At 72.3% G+C, this 16,857-nt stretch carries 16 protein-coding genes; 6 read left to right on the top strand and 10 right to left on the bottom strand.

Translation table 11 applies throughout. The annotated features are described in order from the left end of the window. Positions 1 to 47: 47 nt before the first annotated feature. The 4 genes from PV364_RS20785 to PV364_RS20770 all read right to left on the bottom strand — a co-directional run bounded on the left by PV364_RS20785 (position 48) and on the right by PV364_RS20770 (position 5,786). Complete coding sequence (locus tag PV364_RS20785; protein ID WP_319661626.1) at positions 48 to 1,685, bottom strand: LCP family protein; 1,638 nt, start codon at positions 1,683 to 1,685, stop codon at positions 48 to 50. Positions 1,686 to 1,757: 72 nt separating this feature from the next. Continuing rightward, entirely contained in the window at positions 1,758 to 3,530 is a 1,773-nt protein-coding gene (locus PV364_RS20780) for an LCP family protein (protein WP_319661625.1), read from the bottom strand. Between the two features lie 119 nt (positions 3,531 to 3,649). Next, on the bottom strand, positions 3,650 to 4,873 hold the full coding sequence (locus tag PV364_RS20775; protein WP_319661624.1) for an LCP family protein: 1,224 nt from the start codon (positions 4,871 to 4,873) through the stop codon (positions 3,650 to 3,652). Positions 4,874 to 5,033: 160 nt separating this feature from the next. Continuing rightward, positions 5,034 to 5,786, bottom strand: a complete 753-nt coding sequence (locus PV364_RS20770; RefSeq protein WP_319661622.1) for a TIGR03089 family protein — start codon at positions 5,784 to 5,786, stop codon at positions 5,034 to 5,036. A 167-nt stretch (positions 5,787 to 5,953) separates the two neighbouring features. Here PV364_RS20770 and PV364_RS20765 point away from each other — a divergent pair, with 167 nt between their 5' ends. From PV364_RS20765 to PV364_RS20750, 4 genes are all read left to right on the top strand, one after another. After that, positions 5,954 to 7,426 carry an N-acetylmuramoyl-L-alanine amidase gene (locus PV364_RS20765; protein ID WP_319661621.1) on the top strand — a complete coding sequence of 491 codons (1,473 nt, stop codon included), beginning with the start codon at positions 5,954 to 5,956 and terminating at the stop codon, positions 7,424 to 7,426. A 75-nt stretch (positions 7,427 to 7,501) separates the two neighbouring features. Further along, positions 7,502 to 8,584: an NDP-sugar synthase gene (locus PV364_RS20760; protein ID WP_319661620.1), complete on the top strand. Its 1,083-nt coding sequence runs from the start codon at positions 7,502 to 7,504 to the stop codon at positions 8,582 to 8,584. Positions 8,585 to 8,658: 74 nt separating this feature from the next. After that, positions 8,659 to 9,591 (top strand): DNA-3-methyladenine glycosylase 2 family protein, encoded by a 933-nt coding sequence (locus tag PV364_RS20755; RefSeq protein WP_319661804.1) that lies wholly within the window; start codon positions 8,659 to 8,661, stop codon positions 9,589 to 9,591. Between the two features lie 59 nt (positions 9,592 to 9,650). Continuing rightward, complete coding sequence (locus PV364_RS20750) at positions 9,651 to 10,277, top strand: hypothetical protein (RefSeq protein ID WP_319661619.1); 627 nt, start codon at positions 9,651 to 9,653, stop codon at positions 10,275 to 10,277. A gap of 33 nt (positions 10,278 to 10,310) precedes the next feature. Here PV364_RS20750 and PV364_RS20745 read toward each other — a convergent pair whose 3' ends face one another. Beyond that, on the bottom strand, positions 10,311 to 10,496 hold the full coding sequence (locus PV364_RS20745; protein ID WP_319661618.1) for a DUF397 domain-containing protein: 186 nt from the start codon (positions 10,494 to 10,496) through the stop codon (positions 10,311 to 10,313). Continuing rightward, a complete protein-coding gene (locus tag PV364_RS20740; protein ID WP_319661617.1) occupies positions 10,493 to 11,359 on the bottom strand; it encodes a helix-turn-helix transcriptional regulator in 867 nt (288 codons plus the stop codon). Before PV364_RS20740 ends, PV364_RS20745 begins: the two co-directional genes overlap by 4 nt. Before the next feature lie 114 nt (positions 11,360 to 11,473). Between PV364_RS20740 and PV364_RS20735 the strand changes: the two genes are divergently transcribed. Then, positions 11,474 to 11,920, top strand: a complete 447-nt coding sequence (locus tag PV364_RS20735; RefSeq protein WP_415924580.1) for an ATP-binding protein — start codon at positions 11,474 to 11,476, stop codon at positions 11,918 to 11,920. Positions 11,921 to 12,036: 116 nt separating this feature from the next. Here the strand turns inward: PV364_RS20735 and PV364_RS20730 are convergent, their stop codons facing one another. The 4 genes from PV364_RS20730 to PV364_RS20715 all read right to left on the bottom strand — a co-directional run bounded on the left by PV364_RS20730 (position 12,037) and on the right by PV364_RS20715 (position 15,945). Next, positions 12,037 to 12,693 (bottom strand): GNAT family protein, encoded by a 657-nt coding sequence (locus PV364_RS20730; RefSeq protein ID WP_319661616.1) that lies wholly within the window; start codon positions 12,691 to 12,693, stop codon positions 12,037 to 12,039. Positions 12,694 to 13,137: 444 nt separating this feature from the next. Continuing rightward, positions 13,138 to 14,448 carry a coenzyme F420-0:L-glutamate ligase gene (locus PV364_RS20725; RefSeq protein WP_319661615.1) on the bottom strand — a complete coding sequence of 437 codons (1,311 nt, stop codon included), beginning with the start codon at positions 14,446 to 14,448 and terminating at the stop codon, positions 13,138 to 13,140. Continuing rightward, the gene (gene cofD / locus PV364_RS20720; RefSeq protein ID WP_319661614.1) at positions 14,445 to 15,410 is read right to left on the bottom strand and encodes a 2-phospho-L-lactate transferase; all 966 of its coding nucleotides are present in this window, start codon (positions 15,408 to 15,410) and stop codon (positions 14,445 to 14,447) included. Before cofD ends, PV364_RS20725 begins: the two co-directional genes overlap by 4 nt. Before the next feature lie 25 nt (positions 15,411 to 15,435). After that, on the bottom strand, positions 15,436 to 15,945 hold the full coding sequence (locus PV364_RS20715) for a cysteine dioxygenase family protein (RefSeq protein ID WP_319661613.1): 510 nt from the start codon (positions 15,943 to 15,945) through the stop codon (positions 15,436 to 15,438). A gap of 594 nt (positions 15,946 to 16,539) precedes the next feature. Between PV364_RS20715 and PV364_RS20710 the strand changes: the two genes are divergently transcribed. Continuing rightward, a complete protein-coding gene (locus PV364_RS20710; RefSeq protein WP_018559705.1) occupies positions 16,540 to 16,803 on the top strand; it encodes a WhiB family transcriptional regulator in 264 nt (87 codons plus the stop codon). Positions 16,804 to 16,857: the final 54 nt, after the last annotated feature.

The following is a 16,857-nucleotide window of genomic DNA, read 5'->3' as shown; positions in this document are numbered from 1 at the left end:
TATCAGTCATGTAAAACGATTGCCCCCTGCCCTGAAGGGGGCGTTCCCTACTGCCACCGATACGGCGCATACACCGGCATACATGTGGATTTGTCCGAGCCGTTAAGGGCGCCGGCGCTGTCGGGGAGCTTCGCGTCGGGATCGGCGCCGCCCGCGTAGGCCGTCCCCTCGCGCCAGTCCGCGCCGACGACCAGTGTGACGGAGGCAACGTGTGAGGATTCCTTCACAAGGCCGGCCGGCAGCTTGAGGGCCTTCGCCACGGCGAGCGCGTCCGAGCGGGCCTGGGCCCCCTGGGCGGCGGGGTAGGCGATCGCGGTGGTGGCCGACGGCTGCGCCTCGGCGGCCTTCACGGCCCCCGTGAAGCCCTGGCCGGCCAGGAGGCCCGCCACGACGCCCGCACGGCCGTTCACGGGGGTGCCCGTGCTGTCGCCGGCGGTGCCGTTGACCACGGCCACTGGGATATCGGCGGCCGGACGTGCCGGCGGTCCCGACTCGGCGGGCTTCTTCGGGGGCTTCTTGGCGCCGTTGTCGTCGAACGGCACGTCGTGCACGAGCTTCGCCCACACCCTGGGCGCGTTCACCGCGTCCGGGATGTAGTGCTGGTCGTTCTCCGGGTCCGTGGCCGGCGGCATCGTGAGCATCGTGATCCGCTTCGACGGGACGCTCTTGAGCTCCATGCCGAGGTCGTACAGCTTCTTCGGGGTGCCGATCTCCTCGGAGACCTGCAGCGCCTTGGTCGCCGCCTCCGCCAGGTTCCGGAGCCGGCCGCTGTCGGTGAAGACGTTCTGCGAGCGCAGCTCCCGCACCATCGAGTTCATGTACATGTGCTGGGCCTCGGCCCGGCCCAGGTCGCTCTCGAAGGCGTGCCGGGTGCGCAGCCACTGCAGCGCGGTCTTGCCGTAGATCTTCTGCCGGCCGGCCTTGAGCTTCAGGCCGGAGCCGCCGGGCTGGTCCGGCGTGGGGTGGTCCCACACGTTCTGCCGCACGCACACCTCCACACCGCCCACGGCGTCGGCCATCTTCACCACGCCCGCGAAGTCGATCATCATCCAGTGGTCGATGTAGACCCCGGTGAGGTTCTGGACGGTGGCCAGCGTGCAGCCCGGACCGCCGTGCGTGAGGCTCTCGTTGATGATCGCGTGCGTGGTGGCGGGAAACGTCTCGCCGGTCTTGGGGTCGGTGCACTTCGGGATCGGCACCCGGGTGTCGCGCGGGATGCTCACCACCGACATGTTGCTGCGGTCGGCGGAGACGTGCACAAGCATGATCACGTCGGCGCGCGGTTTGTCCCCGCGGGTGTACTTGGCGCCGCCCAGCTTCAGGTTGGCGTCCGTGTTGCGGCTGTCGGAGCCCAGCAGAAGGATGTTGAGCGCGTTGGTGGGCGCCTTGTGCACGTTGCTGGCGCCGCTGTTGCGCTTGCCCTTGCGGATGTTGTGGCTCAAGTGCTGGTAGTACGCGTAACCGGCCCCCGCCGTACCGAGTATCAGCAGGGCCAGGACGACCGCGGTCCAGCGCAGTGCGCGCCGCCCGCGCCGCCGGCGGGTCCCCGCCGCGCGCTGCGCACGGCCGCCGTCCGGCGCACCGGGCGCCGGGGGCCCCGTGCGCGCCGCGTCCGCCTCATGCTGCGGACGAGTCTCGTACAGGCTGTCGTCCCACCCGAGATCGCGCACGCCACGGTCGGTCATGTCTGGTCCCCACCCCTGAAGCCCCGTCGAATCCCCGTAGTTGTGTTCCAGCCGTTCGCGGGCCGGTGCCGGCTACTTGGCACAGACGCTCTTGTCGTCGGCCTCGACCTTCTGGATGCCCTCGGGCGCCTTGGTGGGCGCCGTGATCGGCGTCCCCGCGGCGGTGAAGTCCTTGCCGAGGGTGAGCGTCATGTTCGCGCGCGGTGCCGCGTCCTGTGTGCCCGGGATCAGCGCGGACGCGGGCAGTCCCATCATGTCGGCCAGCCGCCGTGCCTGGTCGGCCTGGTTCGGGGCGTACTTCAGCGTCGTCTTCTGCGCGTCGGCGGGTGCGTTGCCGCCGTTGGTGGAACGGGTGACGCCCTGCGCGTTCTGCAGCCAGCTGACGGTGTCCTGGGCCGCGCCGAAGATCCCGCTGCCGTTGTAGACCTCGACCCGCACGTTGATCGCGTCGGCCTTCAAGCCCTTGAGCTTGCCCGCGGCCGCGTCCTTCTCCTTCTTCTTCACCTCGGTGAGCGAGATGTCCTGGCGCACCATGGTGAACAGCTGCGGCGCCCTGGTCTTGTCCAGGACGACGGTCGTGTGCACCTTCTCCGCCGGGTTGTCTATGACCGGGACGGTGGCGAAAGTGATGTTCTTGGTGTTCACCCGGCTCAGGTCCTTGGCCAGGTCGGCGAGCTTCGTCACGCTGCCGATGCCGGTGTCCACGGTGAGCGCCTTGGTCGCGGTGTTCGCCAGCTTCAGCAGCTTCGTAGGACTGGTGAGCGTGTCGCCCGACTTCATCTCCCGCATCATCGAACCCAGGAACTGCTGCTGCAGCTGGATACGGCTCAGGTCGCCGCCGAAGCCGACGCTGTGGCGGGTGCGGACGAACGCCAGCGCCTGCTCGCCCTGCACCTTGTGCCTGCCCTTCGGCAGCTTGAGGTGCGAGTCCGGGTCGTCGATGTCCTTGGCCAGGCACACCTCGACGCCGCCCACCGCGGTGGAGAGGTCCTTGACGGCGTCGAAGTTGGCCATCATGAAATGGTCCGGCATGATCCCGGTCAGCGCCTTGACCGTGCGCATCGTGCAGCCCGGGTCGCGTCCGTACTGCCCCAGGCTGGTGTTGAAGCGGACCCCCTCCTCGCCCGGGATGAGCTTCGTGGAGCCGTCCGCCTGCTTCGTCGGGCAGTCCGGGATGTCGGTGATGATGTCGCGCGGGATGCTCAACGCGGTCGCGTTGGAGCGGTCCTTGGACACGTGGAAGAGGATCGTGGTGTCCGCGTGGCCGATGTTCGCCGAGTCGCCGTACTTGCCCTTCAGGCCCTGCCGGCTGTCGGTGCCGATCACGAGGATGTTGACCGGGCCGTCGCTGGTGGGGGCGTTGGAGCCGATGCCGGTGTCCACCGTGTTGATGTTGCCGTTGAGCTGCTGGTACAGGACGTAGACGCCGACGCTCGCGGCCACCACGACCAGGCCGAGCGTGCCGGCCGTCCAGATCAGCGCCTTCTTCCGGCCCGACTTGCGCGACTGCGCCTTGCGCCGGCCGGCGCGGGTCGCCGCGCGGCCGCCCGCGGTCTCCGGGACGGCGGCCCTCCGTCCGCCCTGACCCGCGCGCTGGGCCTGGCGGCGCGGCCCGGGAGGCTGTTCCCGGCCGCCCCGTCCGGGCTGGGCGCCCTGACCGGCGGGCCCCTGCTGACGGGGCCGGCCCTGCTGGGGGTCGCGCTGGGGACGACGGCCGCCCTGGGACGGAACGGCGCGGTCCGCGGGCACTCCCGGGTCCAGCCGCAGCTGGTAGCTGCCCGTCTCAGGATCGAACACCCACTGGTCCGCCGGGTCGACGTGCTGCCTACGGCCTTGCGTGTCCACGGTCGATCGAGTCCTCCGTCTCGGCCGCTGCGTCAGGCCGGATCGCCCACACTAACCCCACAGTTCAGCGTCCAGGAGCGCAGCTGACAAATTCCGGTCCCTACAACTGGACAAACTGTTCAATCCCCACTGCCGCCGCAGACATCGCGGTCCGCGGTCGTTCCGCGGTAGGAGGGGGCGTCCGTCGCGGCCCCGGTCGCAGAGGGAGATGCGGAAGCGGTGGACGTGGTTCCGCCGGGCGTGGGGCTGTTGCTCGCCCGGGGGCTCGCGCCGTCGTCCTGCACCGCCACGGTGCCGTCCTCGCGCAGCGTGGTGAAGAGCTTCTTGGCCTCCGGCTGCACGAGTTCGTCCCGGTTCGGGTCCTGGACCCAGGGGCGGCGCGGCACGGTCAGGAAGCGCACCTGCCCGGCGGGCGTCCGGCGCAGGGTCTGGGTGAGGTCGTACAGCTCGCGCAGCGAGTCCAGCCCGGGGTCGGCGGTGAGGGAGGAGGTCGCCGCGTCCAGCAGCGGGTAGAGCTTGGTGGGGTTGAGCAGCACTCCGGTGCTGTCGACCTTCTTCACCAGCGAGGCCAGGAACTCCTGCTGCCGGTCGATGCGCTGGGTGTCGCTGCCGTCGCCGATGCCGTGGCGGGCGCGGACGTAGCCGAGGGCGTCCTCGCCGTGCAGCACCTGGCGGCCGGCCTTCAGGTCCAGGTGCGCGTCCTCGTCGTGCACCTTGTGCGGGACGCAGACCTCGACGCCGCCGACCGCGTCGACCATCTTCTTGAACCCGCTGAAGTCCACGACGAGATGGTGGTCGACCCGGATCCCGGTCAGCTTCTCGACGGTACGGATCGTGCACGCCGCCCCGCCGAACTCGAACGCCCAGTTGAACTGGGCGAACTGGGCCCTGGACATGCTGCCGTCGGGCCGCCGGCAGGAGGGGATGTCCACCATCAGGTCGCGCGGCAGGCTGACCGCCGTCGCCGTCTTCCGGTCCGCGGCCAGGTGCAGCAGGATGGCGGTGTCCGAGCGCTGGGTGCCGGTGTCCTGTCCGTACTTGCCGTTGCCGTCGCCCCGGTTGTCGGAGCCGAGCAGCAGGATGTTCTCGGCGGAGGTCGCCTGCGGCAGCGCGCTGGGCCGCTCGGACTGGACGCGCAGCAGCTCGCGCGAGGTGTCGGTGTCCGTGTGGATGTTCCCGTCAAGCTGCCGGTACAGGTGCCAGGCGACACCCGCGCCGGACAGCACCGCCAGCGCGGTCACCCCGGCCAGGACGCGCGGCCACCGGCGGCGGCGCTGACGGGTCGGCGGCGCCGCGCCGGGAGAGGTGTCCTTCGACTCCGGCGAATCGGCAGGCGTGGTCACGTACGTCCCGTCCTTCGGATGGTGTGGCTTTCTTCTCACCCGTACAGACAGTTCAATTCCGCACTCGGTTGTGCGGAGTTGTTCACTTGTGCGTTCGACCGTCCAGCATCTCGCGGATCCCGCGGGGCCGCCTCCCGGGAGCGGCGGCCCCGGCCCCTGCTTACGCCATGTGGGTGACGCGCTCGCTCTCCCGGCGTTTGTCCAGGTCAGAGGCGGCCAGCTGGTCCAGGTGGCGGCAGAGCACCACCGAGCCGCCCGCCGTCAGCGGCGCCAGCAGCCCGGCCGCGAGCCCGTCCCAGTCGCCGTAGGGCCGTCCCGACAGCAGGCGGGAACCGGCGGTCAGGCCGAGCGACGCCGCCGAGGCGGCCGCCCGCTCCACCACGCCGGTGCCGGTCAGCTCCTCGCCGCCGGGCAGCTCCAGCGCCGGGGCGCCGGGGTCCACGGGCGCGTAGGGGGTGAAGCGGTCGCCCTGCGTCGGCACCTCCACCGCGTAGTCCGCGAACCCGGCCGGAGGCTGCGGGAACCGCGCGCCCAGCGGGCGCAGCGCCAGCGCCACCCGCTCGCCGGGGCAGGCCAGGGCCGCCTCCAGGGTTTCGGGACCGGAGACCACGAAGTCGGCGCCGGCCGGATCCCCGCCGGGCACCGCCACCACGCCGGTGGAGAAGCAGGCGAGCAGCCACACCGCCGTCTGCCAGTGGGCGGGCAGCAGCAGCGCGGCCCGGTCACCCGGCTGGGCGCCGAGCTCGTCCTGGATGAGGTTGGCGGTCTTCGCCACCCAGTTGCCGAAGGTGGCGACGGACAGTTCCACGCGCTCGCCGGTGGCGTCGTCGTAGAAGGTGACCAGGGGGCGGGCGGGGTCCGCCGCGAGCGCGGAACGCAGCAGGTCGGCGGGCGTACGGGCAGTCGATGTCACGCGGCCCAGGCTACGTCAGGAGCCCTGCGCACGGGCGTTGCTGAGGGAGCGGCAGGCCGCCGGCCGGGATCGGAACGTCCGTCAGATCCCGGCTGCGGGTTTTTGGGGCTTATGTAAGTGTTTTTCTCATGCGTGCCTTTATTGCCACTTCCGTCGGCTGCGCGTGCATGGCAGCTCTCGCCGTCCCGCTCGCGCTGCCCTCCGGCGCCACCGCGACGATCCACACCCCGTACCGGGCCGCCGCTCCCGACGCCCCGTCGGGAAGTACCCACACCCTGATGCTGGCCCCGCTCGCGACTTCCGGCCGCGCCCTCGGCTCGCCCCTGGCCGAAGGGCTCACCGAGCGGTCGGTCAAGCCCTTCTCCCTGCTCGGCGTCACGTGGGAAGACGCCCGCACCGACCTGGAGGGCACGGTCCAGGTGCGCACCCGCGCCGTCGGCACCGGTGCGTGGTCGGCCTGGCGGGACATCGAGTCGCACTCCGAGGACGCCCCCGACGCGGGTTCCCCGGAGGCGACCGAGTCGGGCGTGCGCGGCGCCACCGCCCCGCTGTGGGTCGGCCGCTGCGACGGGGTCGAGGTGCGCGTCGTGCCCAAGCGGACGGGTGGCGTGCGCGGCACGCTGCCGGCACTGCCCAAGGGGCTGCGGCTGGACATGGTCGACCCGGGGGACGATCCGCCGGGGGCGCCCTCGGCGGCGCCGTCCACCGCGGGCGCGCCGCCGTCCGGCGCCGACCCCGTACCCGCGGTCACGCCCCCCGATCCGACGGACGAACCGGCCAACGACCCCGCGCGCCCGGGGAGTCAGGACCGGCCCGGGGACACCGGGTCCCCGGGCGGCGCCGGTGATCCGACGGACAGCGGCACCACGGGCCGTCCCGGCGACACAGGGGGTACAGGGGACACGGGCGACACCGGCGACGAGCCCGGGACCCCCGTGACGACCGACCCGACCGACACCTCGGGCACCGAGGACGAACTCCCCGTCGTCCCCGCCCTCACCCGGGCCGAGACCGAGGCCCTCACCGGTCGCACGTACATCGGCCCCCGCCCCCGCATCGTCACCCGGGCCGGCTGGCACGCCGACGAGTCGCTGCGCACCGAGGACTTCCTCTTCACCGACCAGGTCGACGCGATGTTCGTGCACCACAGCGCCACCGGCAACGACTACGACTGCTCTGACGCGCCGTCGCTCATCCGCAGTATCTACCGCTACCACATCAACAGCAGCGGATGGCGCGACATCGGCTACAACTTCCTCGTCGACAAGTGCGGAACCATCTACGAGGGCCGGGGCGGCGGGGTCGCCAAGGCCGTGTTCGGCGCGCACACCCTCGGCTTCAACGCGGACAGCATGGGCGTCGCCGTGCTCGGCACGTTCAGCGACGCGGAGCCCTCCGAGGAGGCACTGGACGCGGTCGCCCGGCTCGCCGCCTGGAAACTCGGCATCTACGGACACAATCCGGCCGGTACGGCATATCTCTTGTCAGGAGGGAGCAACAAGTACAGGAAGGGTGTCCGGGTCAGCTTCAACTCCATCTCCGGGCACCGCGACGGGTTCGCGACCGAATGTCCAGGAACGGTGCTGTACGACGATCTCGGCTACATCCGCCGCAAGGCGGCGGCCCTCCAGGGTCGCTGATGGGAGCCGCGACGAGACCCGCATAGGATTGGCCGCTCGTACGTTCGGCCCCGCCAGGAAGCGGAGACAACACAGGTGACTGAAGCGATCCTCTTGGTCGGCGGCAAGGGCACGCGGCTGCGGCCGCTGACGGTGCACACCCCCAAGCCGATGGTCCCCGCGGCAGGCGTCCCCTTCCTCACCCACCAACTGGCCAGGGCCCGCGCCGCGGGCGTGGAGCACATCGTTCTCGCCACCTCCTACCTCGCCGAGGTCTTCGAGCCCTGGTTCGGCAACGGGTCGGACCTCGGACTGCGCCTGGAGTACGTCACCGAGGACGAGCCCCTGGGCACCGGAGGCGCCATCCGCAACGTCGCGGACCGCCTCGACTCCGCGCCCGGCGACCCCGTCCTGATCTTCAACGGCGACATCCTCACCGGCCTCGACATCGCCGGATTGGTCGCCACCCACCGCCGCAGCGGCGCCGACGTCTCCCTCCACCTCACCCGGGTCGACGACCCGCGCGCCTACGGGCTGGTGCCGACCGACGCCGACGGCCGCGTCACCGCCTTCCTGGAGAAGCCGGAGACCCCCGAGGAGATCGTCACCGACCAGATCAACGCGGGCGCCTACGTCTTCAACCGCTCCGTCATCGACTCCATCCCCGCCGGGCGCCCGGTCTCCGTCGAACGGGAGACCTTCCCCGGACTGCTCGCCGCCGGCGCGCACCTGCAGGGCATGGTCGACTCCACGTACTGGCTCGACCTCGGCACCCCGCACGCCTTCGTGCGCGGCTCCGCCGACCTCGTCCTCGGCCGCGCCCCGTCCCCGGCCGTGCCGGGGCGCTGCGGCGAACGCCTCGTCCTGGAGGGCGCCCGCGTCGCCGACGACGCCAAGCTCACCGCCGGCACCGCGGTGTCCGCCGGCGCGGTGATCGGCTCCGGCGCGGTCGTGGAGGGCAGTACCGTCCTCGCCGGCGCCGTCGTCCGGCCCGGCGCGATCATCACCGACTCCCTCATCGGCGCGGGCGCGGTCATCGGCGAACGCACCGTCCTGGACACCGCGGTCATCGGCGACGCGGCCCACATCGGCGCGGACAACGAACTGCGGTACGGCGCGCGGGTCTGGTGCGGAGCGGTCATCCCGGACGGGGCGCTGCGCTTCTCGTCCGACCAGTAGCGCGCGGCCCCGGCGCGTACCCTCGGAGGGTGCATCCCGAGCAGACCCGACTCCTCCGCGGCGCGACGCCACGCGTGCCCGGCCCGCGCACCCCGGGCCGGATCCGCCGGTGGACCCCGGGCGGCCCGCTGGACCTGGGCCTGACCCTCGGGCCCCTGCGCCGCGGGCCCGGCGATCCCGCCTTCCGGGTGGGCTCCGACGGCGCGGTCTACCGCGCGTCGCGCACCCCCGAGGGCCCGGGCACCCTCCGCATCGCCCGCCCCGCCGGCGGCGAGGTCGAGGCCCAGGCGTGGGGCGCGGGCGCCGACTGGCTGCTCGACCGCCTGCCGGAACTGCTCGGCGACGCCGACGAGCCCGGCGCGTTCGCCGCCCGCCACCGCGTCGTCCACGAGGCCCACCGCCGCAACCCCGGGCTCCGCCTGACCCGTACCGGCCTGGTCCTGGAATCGCTGATGCCCGCGATCCTGGAGCAGAAGGTCACCTCCGACGAGGCCTACCGCTCCTGGCGCGTCCTGCTGTGGCGCTTCGGCGAGCCCGCCCCCGGCCCCGGCGAGGAACTGCGCATGCGCGTCATGCCGGACGCCCGCGGCTGGGCCATGATCCCCTCCTGGGAGTGGCACCGCGCCAACGTCGACGGCAAGCGCTCGGCCGCCGCCGTGCGCGCCGCCCGCGCGGCCGCCCGCATGGAGCAGGCCACAGGCCTCGGCCCCGCCGAGGCGTTCGCGCGCCTGCAGGCGATCCCGGGCATCGGCCCCTGGACCGCCGCCGAGACCCTGCAGCGCAGCAACGGCGATCCCGACGCGGTCACGGTCGGCGACCTCCACCTGCCGAACACCGTCGGCTATGCCCTGACCGGCGCCCACCGCACCGACGACGCCACCATGCTGGAACTCCTGGAGCCCTACGCGGGCCAGCGCCACCGCGCCGCCCGGCTCATCCTCCTGACCGGCCGTCGCCCCCCGCGCCGCGCCCCCCGCATGGCCCCGGGGAACATCGTTCCGCTCTGACGGCCGTTGTCAGTGGCCAGTCGTAGTGTGCCGGGACAGGGACTTCGAGGGGAGCCGCGATGGGGTACACGCGCGATCTGATCGTCGCTCGCAGTGAGCGACCGCTGCTGGACACACCGCTGTTCGACGCGGTGCGGGACGACCGCGACTCCGCGGTCGCCCTCCGGCCGCGGCCCGGAGGCTGGCAGACGGCCGAGTTCCATGCCGAGGTGCTGGACGACCCGGACGAAGTCCTGCGCGAGGTCGTCCACTGGACCGGGGCACCCGCCTGCGTCGCCTCGGTCTCCGACAGCGATGTGGCATGGGTGATCGGGCTGGCACCCGGCGCCGAACGCTGGGAGGTCTGGCTGAACCTGAAGACGGCGGCCGCCCTGCTGACGCACGTCCCCGACGACGTCGACGACACCAGTGAGTACTGCGTCACAGCGGAGTTCGAGGCGGCGGTGGCCCTGACGCGTGCCGAGTTGGAGGCAGACGTCCCGGACGCCGCCCGGGCGGTCCTGGCCTGGGCCCGGTCCGCCGGGTTCGGGGAAGGTGTGACGGCCGAGGCCGTCGAGGAGGTCCTGCGGTCGAAGGAGACGTTCGCCGAGGAGCTCTTCGCCGTCCTCCTGGACCGGCTCGGCTTCCCCGCGCCCGTCGACCCGGAGCGGAGCGGACGTGACGCCCTTCCGATGGCCGGGCGATAGGGAACGCGCGCCCGGACGGAAGGTTTTCGCCGTCTAGAAGCCGGCGGCGAAGCCGACGAAGGCGGCCCATTCCGCGGACGTGAAGTGCAGCGCGGGCCCGTCCGGGTCCTTGGAGTCACGGACGTGCACGGTCCCCGGCGCGACGGCGACCTCGACGCATTCGCCGCCCTCGCCGCCACTGTGACTGCTCTTGAACCAGGCGAGTGTCTCCGCGTTCATAGCTCTCCCAGCATCTTCTCGATCAGGGCCAGCGACTCCCCTGGCGTGAGAGCCCGTGCCCGGAGGATGCCATATCGCGAGGCCATGAGCCGGACCTCTTCGGGTTCGACGATGAGGCGGCTGTACCCCTGGACTTCCGTGTACGCCACCTGCGGCCGCTCCTTCGGGTTCAGCAAGGTGAAAGCCCCGTCGTTGCTGGGGTGTTCCTCCCGGTCGGTCGGCATCACCTGAAGTTCCACGGTCCGCAGGCGGCCGATGCGCAGAAGCTGTTCGAGCTGTGCCGCCCGGACGGTCCGCCCGCCGAGGGGACGTTGAAGGACGACCTCCTCCATCACGAAGCTCGTGACCGGACCGGGCCAGCGCTCGAAGACCGTTTGCCGTGACAGGCGGTCGGTGACCCGCCGTTCGATCGTCTCCTCGTCCAGCAACGGCCGGCGCATGGAGAACACGGCCCGCGCGTACTCCTCCGCCTGCAACAACCCCGGGACGATCTGGTTGCTGTAGAAGTGCAGCTCCACCGCCTCCGCCTCCAGGCGCGCATAGTCCCGGAACCACGCCGGGTGCCGCACGCGGGTCTTCGCCCTGGCCCGGACGACGTCCTCGGTCGCGGTCCGCAGCAGCCCGCCCGCGCCGAGGAGTTCGTCCGCCGCGGCCAGGAACTCCGGCTGCGGGACCCGGCGCCCGCGCTCCAGCGAGGAGATCTGCTCCTCCCCGTACCCCAGGCGTTCGTCCAGTTCCCGCTGCGTGAGCCCGGCCCGCTCGCGCAGGAGCTTCACCTGCTTGCCGAGCGCCCGGAACAGATCGGCCGCCGCGTCCCCGTCCTCCGCGGGCGGCGGGCGCTCCTCCCGTACGACATCGTCCACGCGCACCCCGTTCCCCCGGGTATCCGTACCGGCTACGCACCGTATCCGTACAGGCACGATCTGTACTGGCGCCGTTGCTGGCCAGGGTAGGGCGCGGCGGCCACGCTCGGTGACGTGAACGCCGAAATCATCACTCCCGCCGCCGAGTTCCGGCAGCTGATCAACGGCACCCGCGCAGGGGCCCGTCTCGCCCGCCGTCTGACGCTGCGCAGGCTCGACGCGTGGGGCATCCCCCGCGGCAGCGACGTCTCCGACCGGGCCGCGGCGATCGTCGCCGAACTGGCGGCCAACGCCGTCACCCACGGCCGCGTGCGGGGCCGCGGCTTCGAGCTCCGCCTGATCCTCACCGCGCGGCGGCTGCGGGTCGAGGTCAGCGACACCCGCGACGAACGGATACCGCGCCGGACTGCCGCCGCCCCGGACCCGGAGTCGGAAGGAGGGCGCGGCCTGCTGCTGGTGGAGGCACTGGCGGACGGGTGGGACGTCGTGGACAGGTCTCCGGGCAAGACGGTCCGGGCCGACGTGCTGCTCACTCCTTGCGACGCGAGCCACCTGCGGTGACGCGAATCGGAGGTATGCGAGTGGTACGACACCCTGAGTACCGTGCGGTCCGCGAGGACCGGTCCGGGCGCCGTGTCGTCCCGGACGCGGAAGGAGGCGCGGGGGCGGCCGCCTCCTCAGCGGCCGCCGTCCCCGGCCCCGAAGAGATCCCGGCACCGCTCCAGCCCGTGGATCCCGACGGGCACGGACCGGTGCGCCTCCCAGTCCGCGCGGTCCAGGCGGAGCCGGTGCAGGGTCCGGGCGGAGCCCCGTACGGCCGCCACGTGGACGCCGTCGAACCGGTACCCGAGCTTGTCGGAGACCCGGCGGGAAGCCGCGTTGTCCGTCATCGCCGCCGATGTGACGCAGTGTGCGCCGAGCCCTTCGAAAGCCAGGTGCAGCACCGCCGCCCGCATTTCCGTGCCGATGCCCTTGCCCTGGTGGGACAGCCCCAGCCACGAGCCCGTCCGGGCCTCGCGGGTGACGGCGAAGTCGTCCGCGCACAGGTCCTGCCGCCCGACGACCTCTCCCTCGCACCGCACGGCCAGGCTCAGCGTCCAGTGCTCCGGCCGCCATTCCGCGACCGTCCCCAGTACGTGCTGGAACGTGGCCTGCTCGCGTTCGCGCGGACTGGCGTCGGTCCACGGGACGGTGAAGGGCATGCGGGCCTCGTCGTGGACACCGCCCGCGGCGACGCCCGCCAGTTCCGCGAGCCCCGCCAGCCCGGGCAGGCCCAACTCCAGTCGTGGAGTGGTGATCCGGAGCGCGTACAGCGGCCACACCTGTTCTTCCATGCCCGGAGCCTGCCCTCGCGCCCGTCCGTCCGTCGACCGGATTTCCCGCGCGGCCGGCCTCCGCGAAAACCCCTTGCGGAGGTGCCGCGCGCGCCCGGCACACTGCGCCGGTGAGCAGATTCGCCCACGTCGTCGTGATCGCCCAGGACGCAGCCGAGGTCATGGACCCGTTGACGACGCCGCCCGACGAGCGAACGGCAACGGCACCAGTGCTTCCGGCGCATCGGTGAAGGCATGCTGGACGCACCGGCGGTAGGGGTCGGGCGGCTCAACCGGGCCGGTCTGCCCGCGCGTCCGGAATCGCTGCCGTGCCCCGCCCCGAACCCGTGCCCCGTGCACGTCCCGATCCACGGCCGGGAGCACCACTGCCGCGGGCCGCGGGGACGGCGCCACCGGCGTCCTCGGCAGGACCGGCCACCCCGGTGACGGCGTCACGAGCGACGCCTAGCGCACCGCGATGAACGCCTCCACGCTCCGCGCGGGCCGTTCCTTGGGGCCGGCGGCGGGGCGGCCGATGGCGACCGCGCCCATCGGGTCCCAGTCGCCGGGCAGGTCCAGCACCCCGCGCACCACGTCACGGCAGAACATCGTGGACGACACCCAGGCGGAGCCGAGTTGCTCGCCGGCGAGGGCGACCAGGAAGTTCTCCACCGCGGCGCCCATCGCGACCACGAACATCTCGCGTTCGGCCGCCGACCGCCGGGGGTCGGGGTAGTCGTGCGCCCCGTCGGCGACCAGGCACGGGACGACCAGGTAGGGCGCCCGGCGCAGGACGTCGCCGCGCCGTACGCGCTTGGCGACGGACTCCTCGCTGCGGCCGTCGCGGCGCAGGTCGGCGATCCAGGCGTCGCGCATCGCGTCCAGGAGGCGCACCCGGGCGGCCTCGGTCTCCAGGAGCACGAACCGCCACGGCGTCGTGTGGTGCGGGGCCGGGGCGGTGACGGCGAGTGCCACGGCCCGCCGCACCGCGTCCCCGTCGACGGGGGCGTCGGAGAAGTCGCGGATCGTGCGGCGCAGGGAGACGGCCTCGCGCACCGCCTCCGACGTGCCCAGCCGGAACATGTCCTCGGCGGCCGGCCGCAGCAGCGCCCGGGCGCCGTCGCCGTTCTCCTCGGCCGGGAGCACCAGACTTTCCAGCCCGCGCACCACGGCCACCGGGGTGCCGCCCGCCTTGCCCTTGACGAGGTCGCCGGCCCCGGCCAGCTCGTCGCCCAACGCCGTGACGGTGACCGCGAGTTCGTTGCCGTGGGAGTCGGTCGCGCCCCGCAGGTCGTCCACGACCCGGATCCCGGCCGCGCCGATGGCGACGTCGGTGAGGCCCTGGCGCCAGGGGCGCCCGAAGGTGTCGGTGACGACGACGCCGACGTTGACGCCGAGGGCCTCGCGCACCCCCGCGCGGATGGTCCGCGCGGAGGCGTCCGGGTCCTCGGGCAGCAGCAGCACCGTGCCCGGCGCCGTGTTGGAGGCGTCGACGCCCGCCGCCGCCATGACGAAGCCGTGCCGGGTCTCCACGATCCGCGTCGGACCGCGCCGGGCGACCAGCCGGACCGTCTCCGCGTCGATGGCGGCCTCGCGGTCGTCGGCGTGGACGACGCGCCCCTCCGCCTTGCTGACGATCTTCGAGGTGACGACGAGGACGTCGCCGTCCTCCAGGTAGCCGGCGGCCGTGGCGACGAGCTTCGCCAGGTCGTCGCCGGCCGTGATCTCCGGCAGCCCGCCGACCGCCCACACCCGGTAGGACACGGGACTGCTCACGCCCGGACCTCCTCTGCCAGCGTCAGCGCCTCGCGCGCCATCGCGGCGGTGGCCTCGAGATCCGTCATCATCAGCGGCACGGCCCGGCAGCGGATGCCCGCCGCCTCGACCTCGTCCACCGTGCCCGCGTCGACGGTGTCGACGAGCCAGCCGTCCAGCAGACCGGAGCCGTAGTGCGCGGCGACCGCCGCGGCGGTGGACTCGACGCCGACGGCGGCCAGGACCTTGTCGGCCATGCCCCGCACCGGGGCGTCGCCGACGATGGGGGAGAGGCCCACGACCGGCACGCCCGCCTCGGCGATGGCCTCGCGGATGCCGGGCACGGCCAGGATCGTGCCGACCGACACCACCGGGTTCGACGGCGGGAAGAGGACGACGTCCGCCTCGGCGATCGCCTCCAGCACGCCGGGCGCCGGCTTCGCGCCCTCCGCGCCGACCGGCAGCACCGCGTAGGCCTCGGTGGAGGCCCGCAGCCGCACCCAGTACTCCTGGAAGTGCACGGCCTTGCGGCCGCCCCCGCCGTCCGGGTCGTCGATCACGACGTGCGTCTCGATGCGGTCGTCGGTCATCGGGATGAGCCGTACGCCCGGCTTCCACCGCGCGCACAGCGCCTCGGTGACCGCGCTCAGCGGATAGCCGGCGCCGATCATCTGGGTGCGCACGATGTGGGTGGCGAAATCGCGGTCGCCGAGACCGAACCACTCGGGGCCGACCCCGTACGCGGCGAGTTCCTCCTTCACGGCGAAGGTCTCGTCCGCGCGCCCCCAGCCCTGGCCTTCGTGGATGCCGCCGCCCAGGGTGTACATGACGGTGTCGAGGTCGGGGCAGACCTTCAGCCCGAACAGGTGGATGTCGTCGCCGGTGTTGCCGATCACGGTGATGTCCGCGTCCGGCGCCGCTTCCTTGAGACCGCGCAGGAAGCGGGCGCCCCCGATGCCACCGGCCAGTACCACGATTCGCATGTGGACAGTCTGGCAGCCGCGCCTGTCAGCCTGCGAACGTCCCCTCGACGGCCGGGGCCCCGGAGGTGCAGGCGTACGGCGTCATCTCGGTCAGACCCGGGAAGTAGACGTGCAGGCTGACCGCCGGTTCCAGGGAGTCGTTGACGACCTCGTGGACGTACCCGGGGGCGAACACGCGCTGGTGGCCCTCGGAGAGTGAACGGCGCACCTCGCCGTTGCCGCCGAGCGCCCGCTCGGTCAGCGTGCCCTCCAGGACGGTCAGCACGCCGCTGGAGCGGCCGTGGTCGTGCAGCCCGCTGCCCTGGCCGGGGACCCAGCTCAGCAGCCAGATCTCGTAGCCGGGGCCGGTGCGCAGCCGGTCGTACCAGCGCGAGGTGGCGTCGTAGCGCACGCGTGGCGCCCAGTGGGCGCGGTCCTCGGCGATACGGCGGGCCAGCCCGGCGAACTCCGCCACCGTGGCGGGATGGGCGGGGACGGGCGGCAGCAGGTGCGGGACGGCGAGCGGGTCGCCGGCGATCGAGACGTCGCTGTTCATGGGTGCGGGAGTTCCTACGGGAAGTGAGGAGCGTCAGGCAGGGCGCATGAGGCTGTGCGGGCCGGGAATGAAGATCGTCAGCGGCAACAGCTGGAACAGCGACAGTGAGCTTCCACGGCACGACGGAAGTCGCCGAGGCGGCGGATCCGGGAGGGCGCGTGGGTCACTGGCATGCGCCCCAGCACACCGGCTCTTCCGGGTCTCTGTCAACTTGACATCCGGTTTGTCGCGAATCTTTCACCTGATCCGGCTATTCGACCAGGTGAAAGGTTTGTGCGGGGCCGCCCCGGGAAGGTGCGGACGCAACCACACGGCTACGCAGGAACGTCTCCCCAGGAAACGTCGTTGTGTTTTCGTGATCTCATCGTGATCGCCGGCTCCGCAGGGGCGTCGATCACGATTGACGTATGCGGACGTTTGGACTGATTTGAACACTTTCCGTCAGTCCTTGGTTCCGCAGGGTGAATAACGGGCCCAATAGCAGATCTCGGCTTGACTGGCCCGTATCGGCACACTTGTAATTTCACTCGTGTCGTTCGACCGTCACAGGTAACGGCAACATCACGGGGAAGCGAAAACAGACGAGGGGCGCGCATGACCGAGCTGTTCCAGCTGTTGCTGGCCGAAGAGGCCGACGAAGAGCTCGGGTGGCAGGAGCGCGCGCTGTGCGCGCAGACCGATCCCGAGTCCTTCTTCCCCGAGAAGGGCGGTTCCACCCGCGAGGCCAAGAAGGTCTGCCTCGCCTGCGAGGTCCGCTCCGACTGCCTGGACTACGCCCTCGCCAACGACGAGCGCTTCGGCATCTGGGGCGGCCTGTCCGAGCGCGAGCGGCGCCGCCTGAAGAAGGGCGTCGTCTGAGCCCACGCCCGGCACGTCGCGTTCGTGCGTATATGTGCTCCGGACCCGGAGGGG

Origin of the sequence: Streptomyces sp. MI02-7b, from assembly GCF_033793585.1 — a bacterium.
Classification (GTDB): Bacteria; Actinomycetota; Actinomycetes; order Streptomycetales; family Streptomycetaceae; genus Actinacidiphila.
Note: the sequence above shows the minus strand (reverse complement) of the source record. Positions and strands in the feature narration are given on the sequence as shown.

Excerpts from the sequence above, each read along its gene's own strand:
- PV364_RS20785 (WP_319661626.1), bottom strand. The coding sequence starts at position 1,685 with ATGACCGACCGTGGCGTGCGCGATCTCGGGTGGGACGACAGCCTGTAC.
- PV364_RS20765 (WP_319661621.1), top strand. The coding sequence starts at position 5,954 with ATGGCAGCTCTCGCCGTCCCGCTCGCGCTGCCCTCCGGCGCCACCGCG.
- PV364_RS20750 (WP_319661619.1), top strand. The coding sequence starts at position 9,651 with ATGGGGTACACGCGCGATCTGATCGTCGCTCGCAGTGAGCGACCGCTG.
- PV364_RS20745 (WP_319661618.1), bottom strand. The coding sequence starts at position 10,496 with ATGAACGCGGAGACACTCGCCTGGTTCAAGAGCAGTCACAGTGGCGGC.
- PV364_RS20730 (WP_319661616.1), bottom strand. The coding sequence starts at position 12,693 with ATGGAAGAACAGGTGTGGCCGCTGTACGCGCTCCGGATCACCACTCCA.
- cofD (WP_319661614.1), bottom strand. The coding sequence starts at position 15,410 with ATGCGAATCGTGGTACTGGCCGGTGGCATCGGGGGCGCCCGCTTCCTG.
- PV364_RS20715 (WP_319661613.1), bottom strand. The coding sequence starts at position 15,945 with ATGAACAGCGACGTCTCGATCGCCGGCGACCCGCTCGCCGTCCCGCAC.
- PV364_RS20710 (WP_018559705.1), top strand. The coding sequence starts at position 16,540 with ATGACCGAGCTGTTCCAGCTGTTGCTGGCCGAAGAGGCCGACGAAGAG.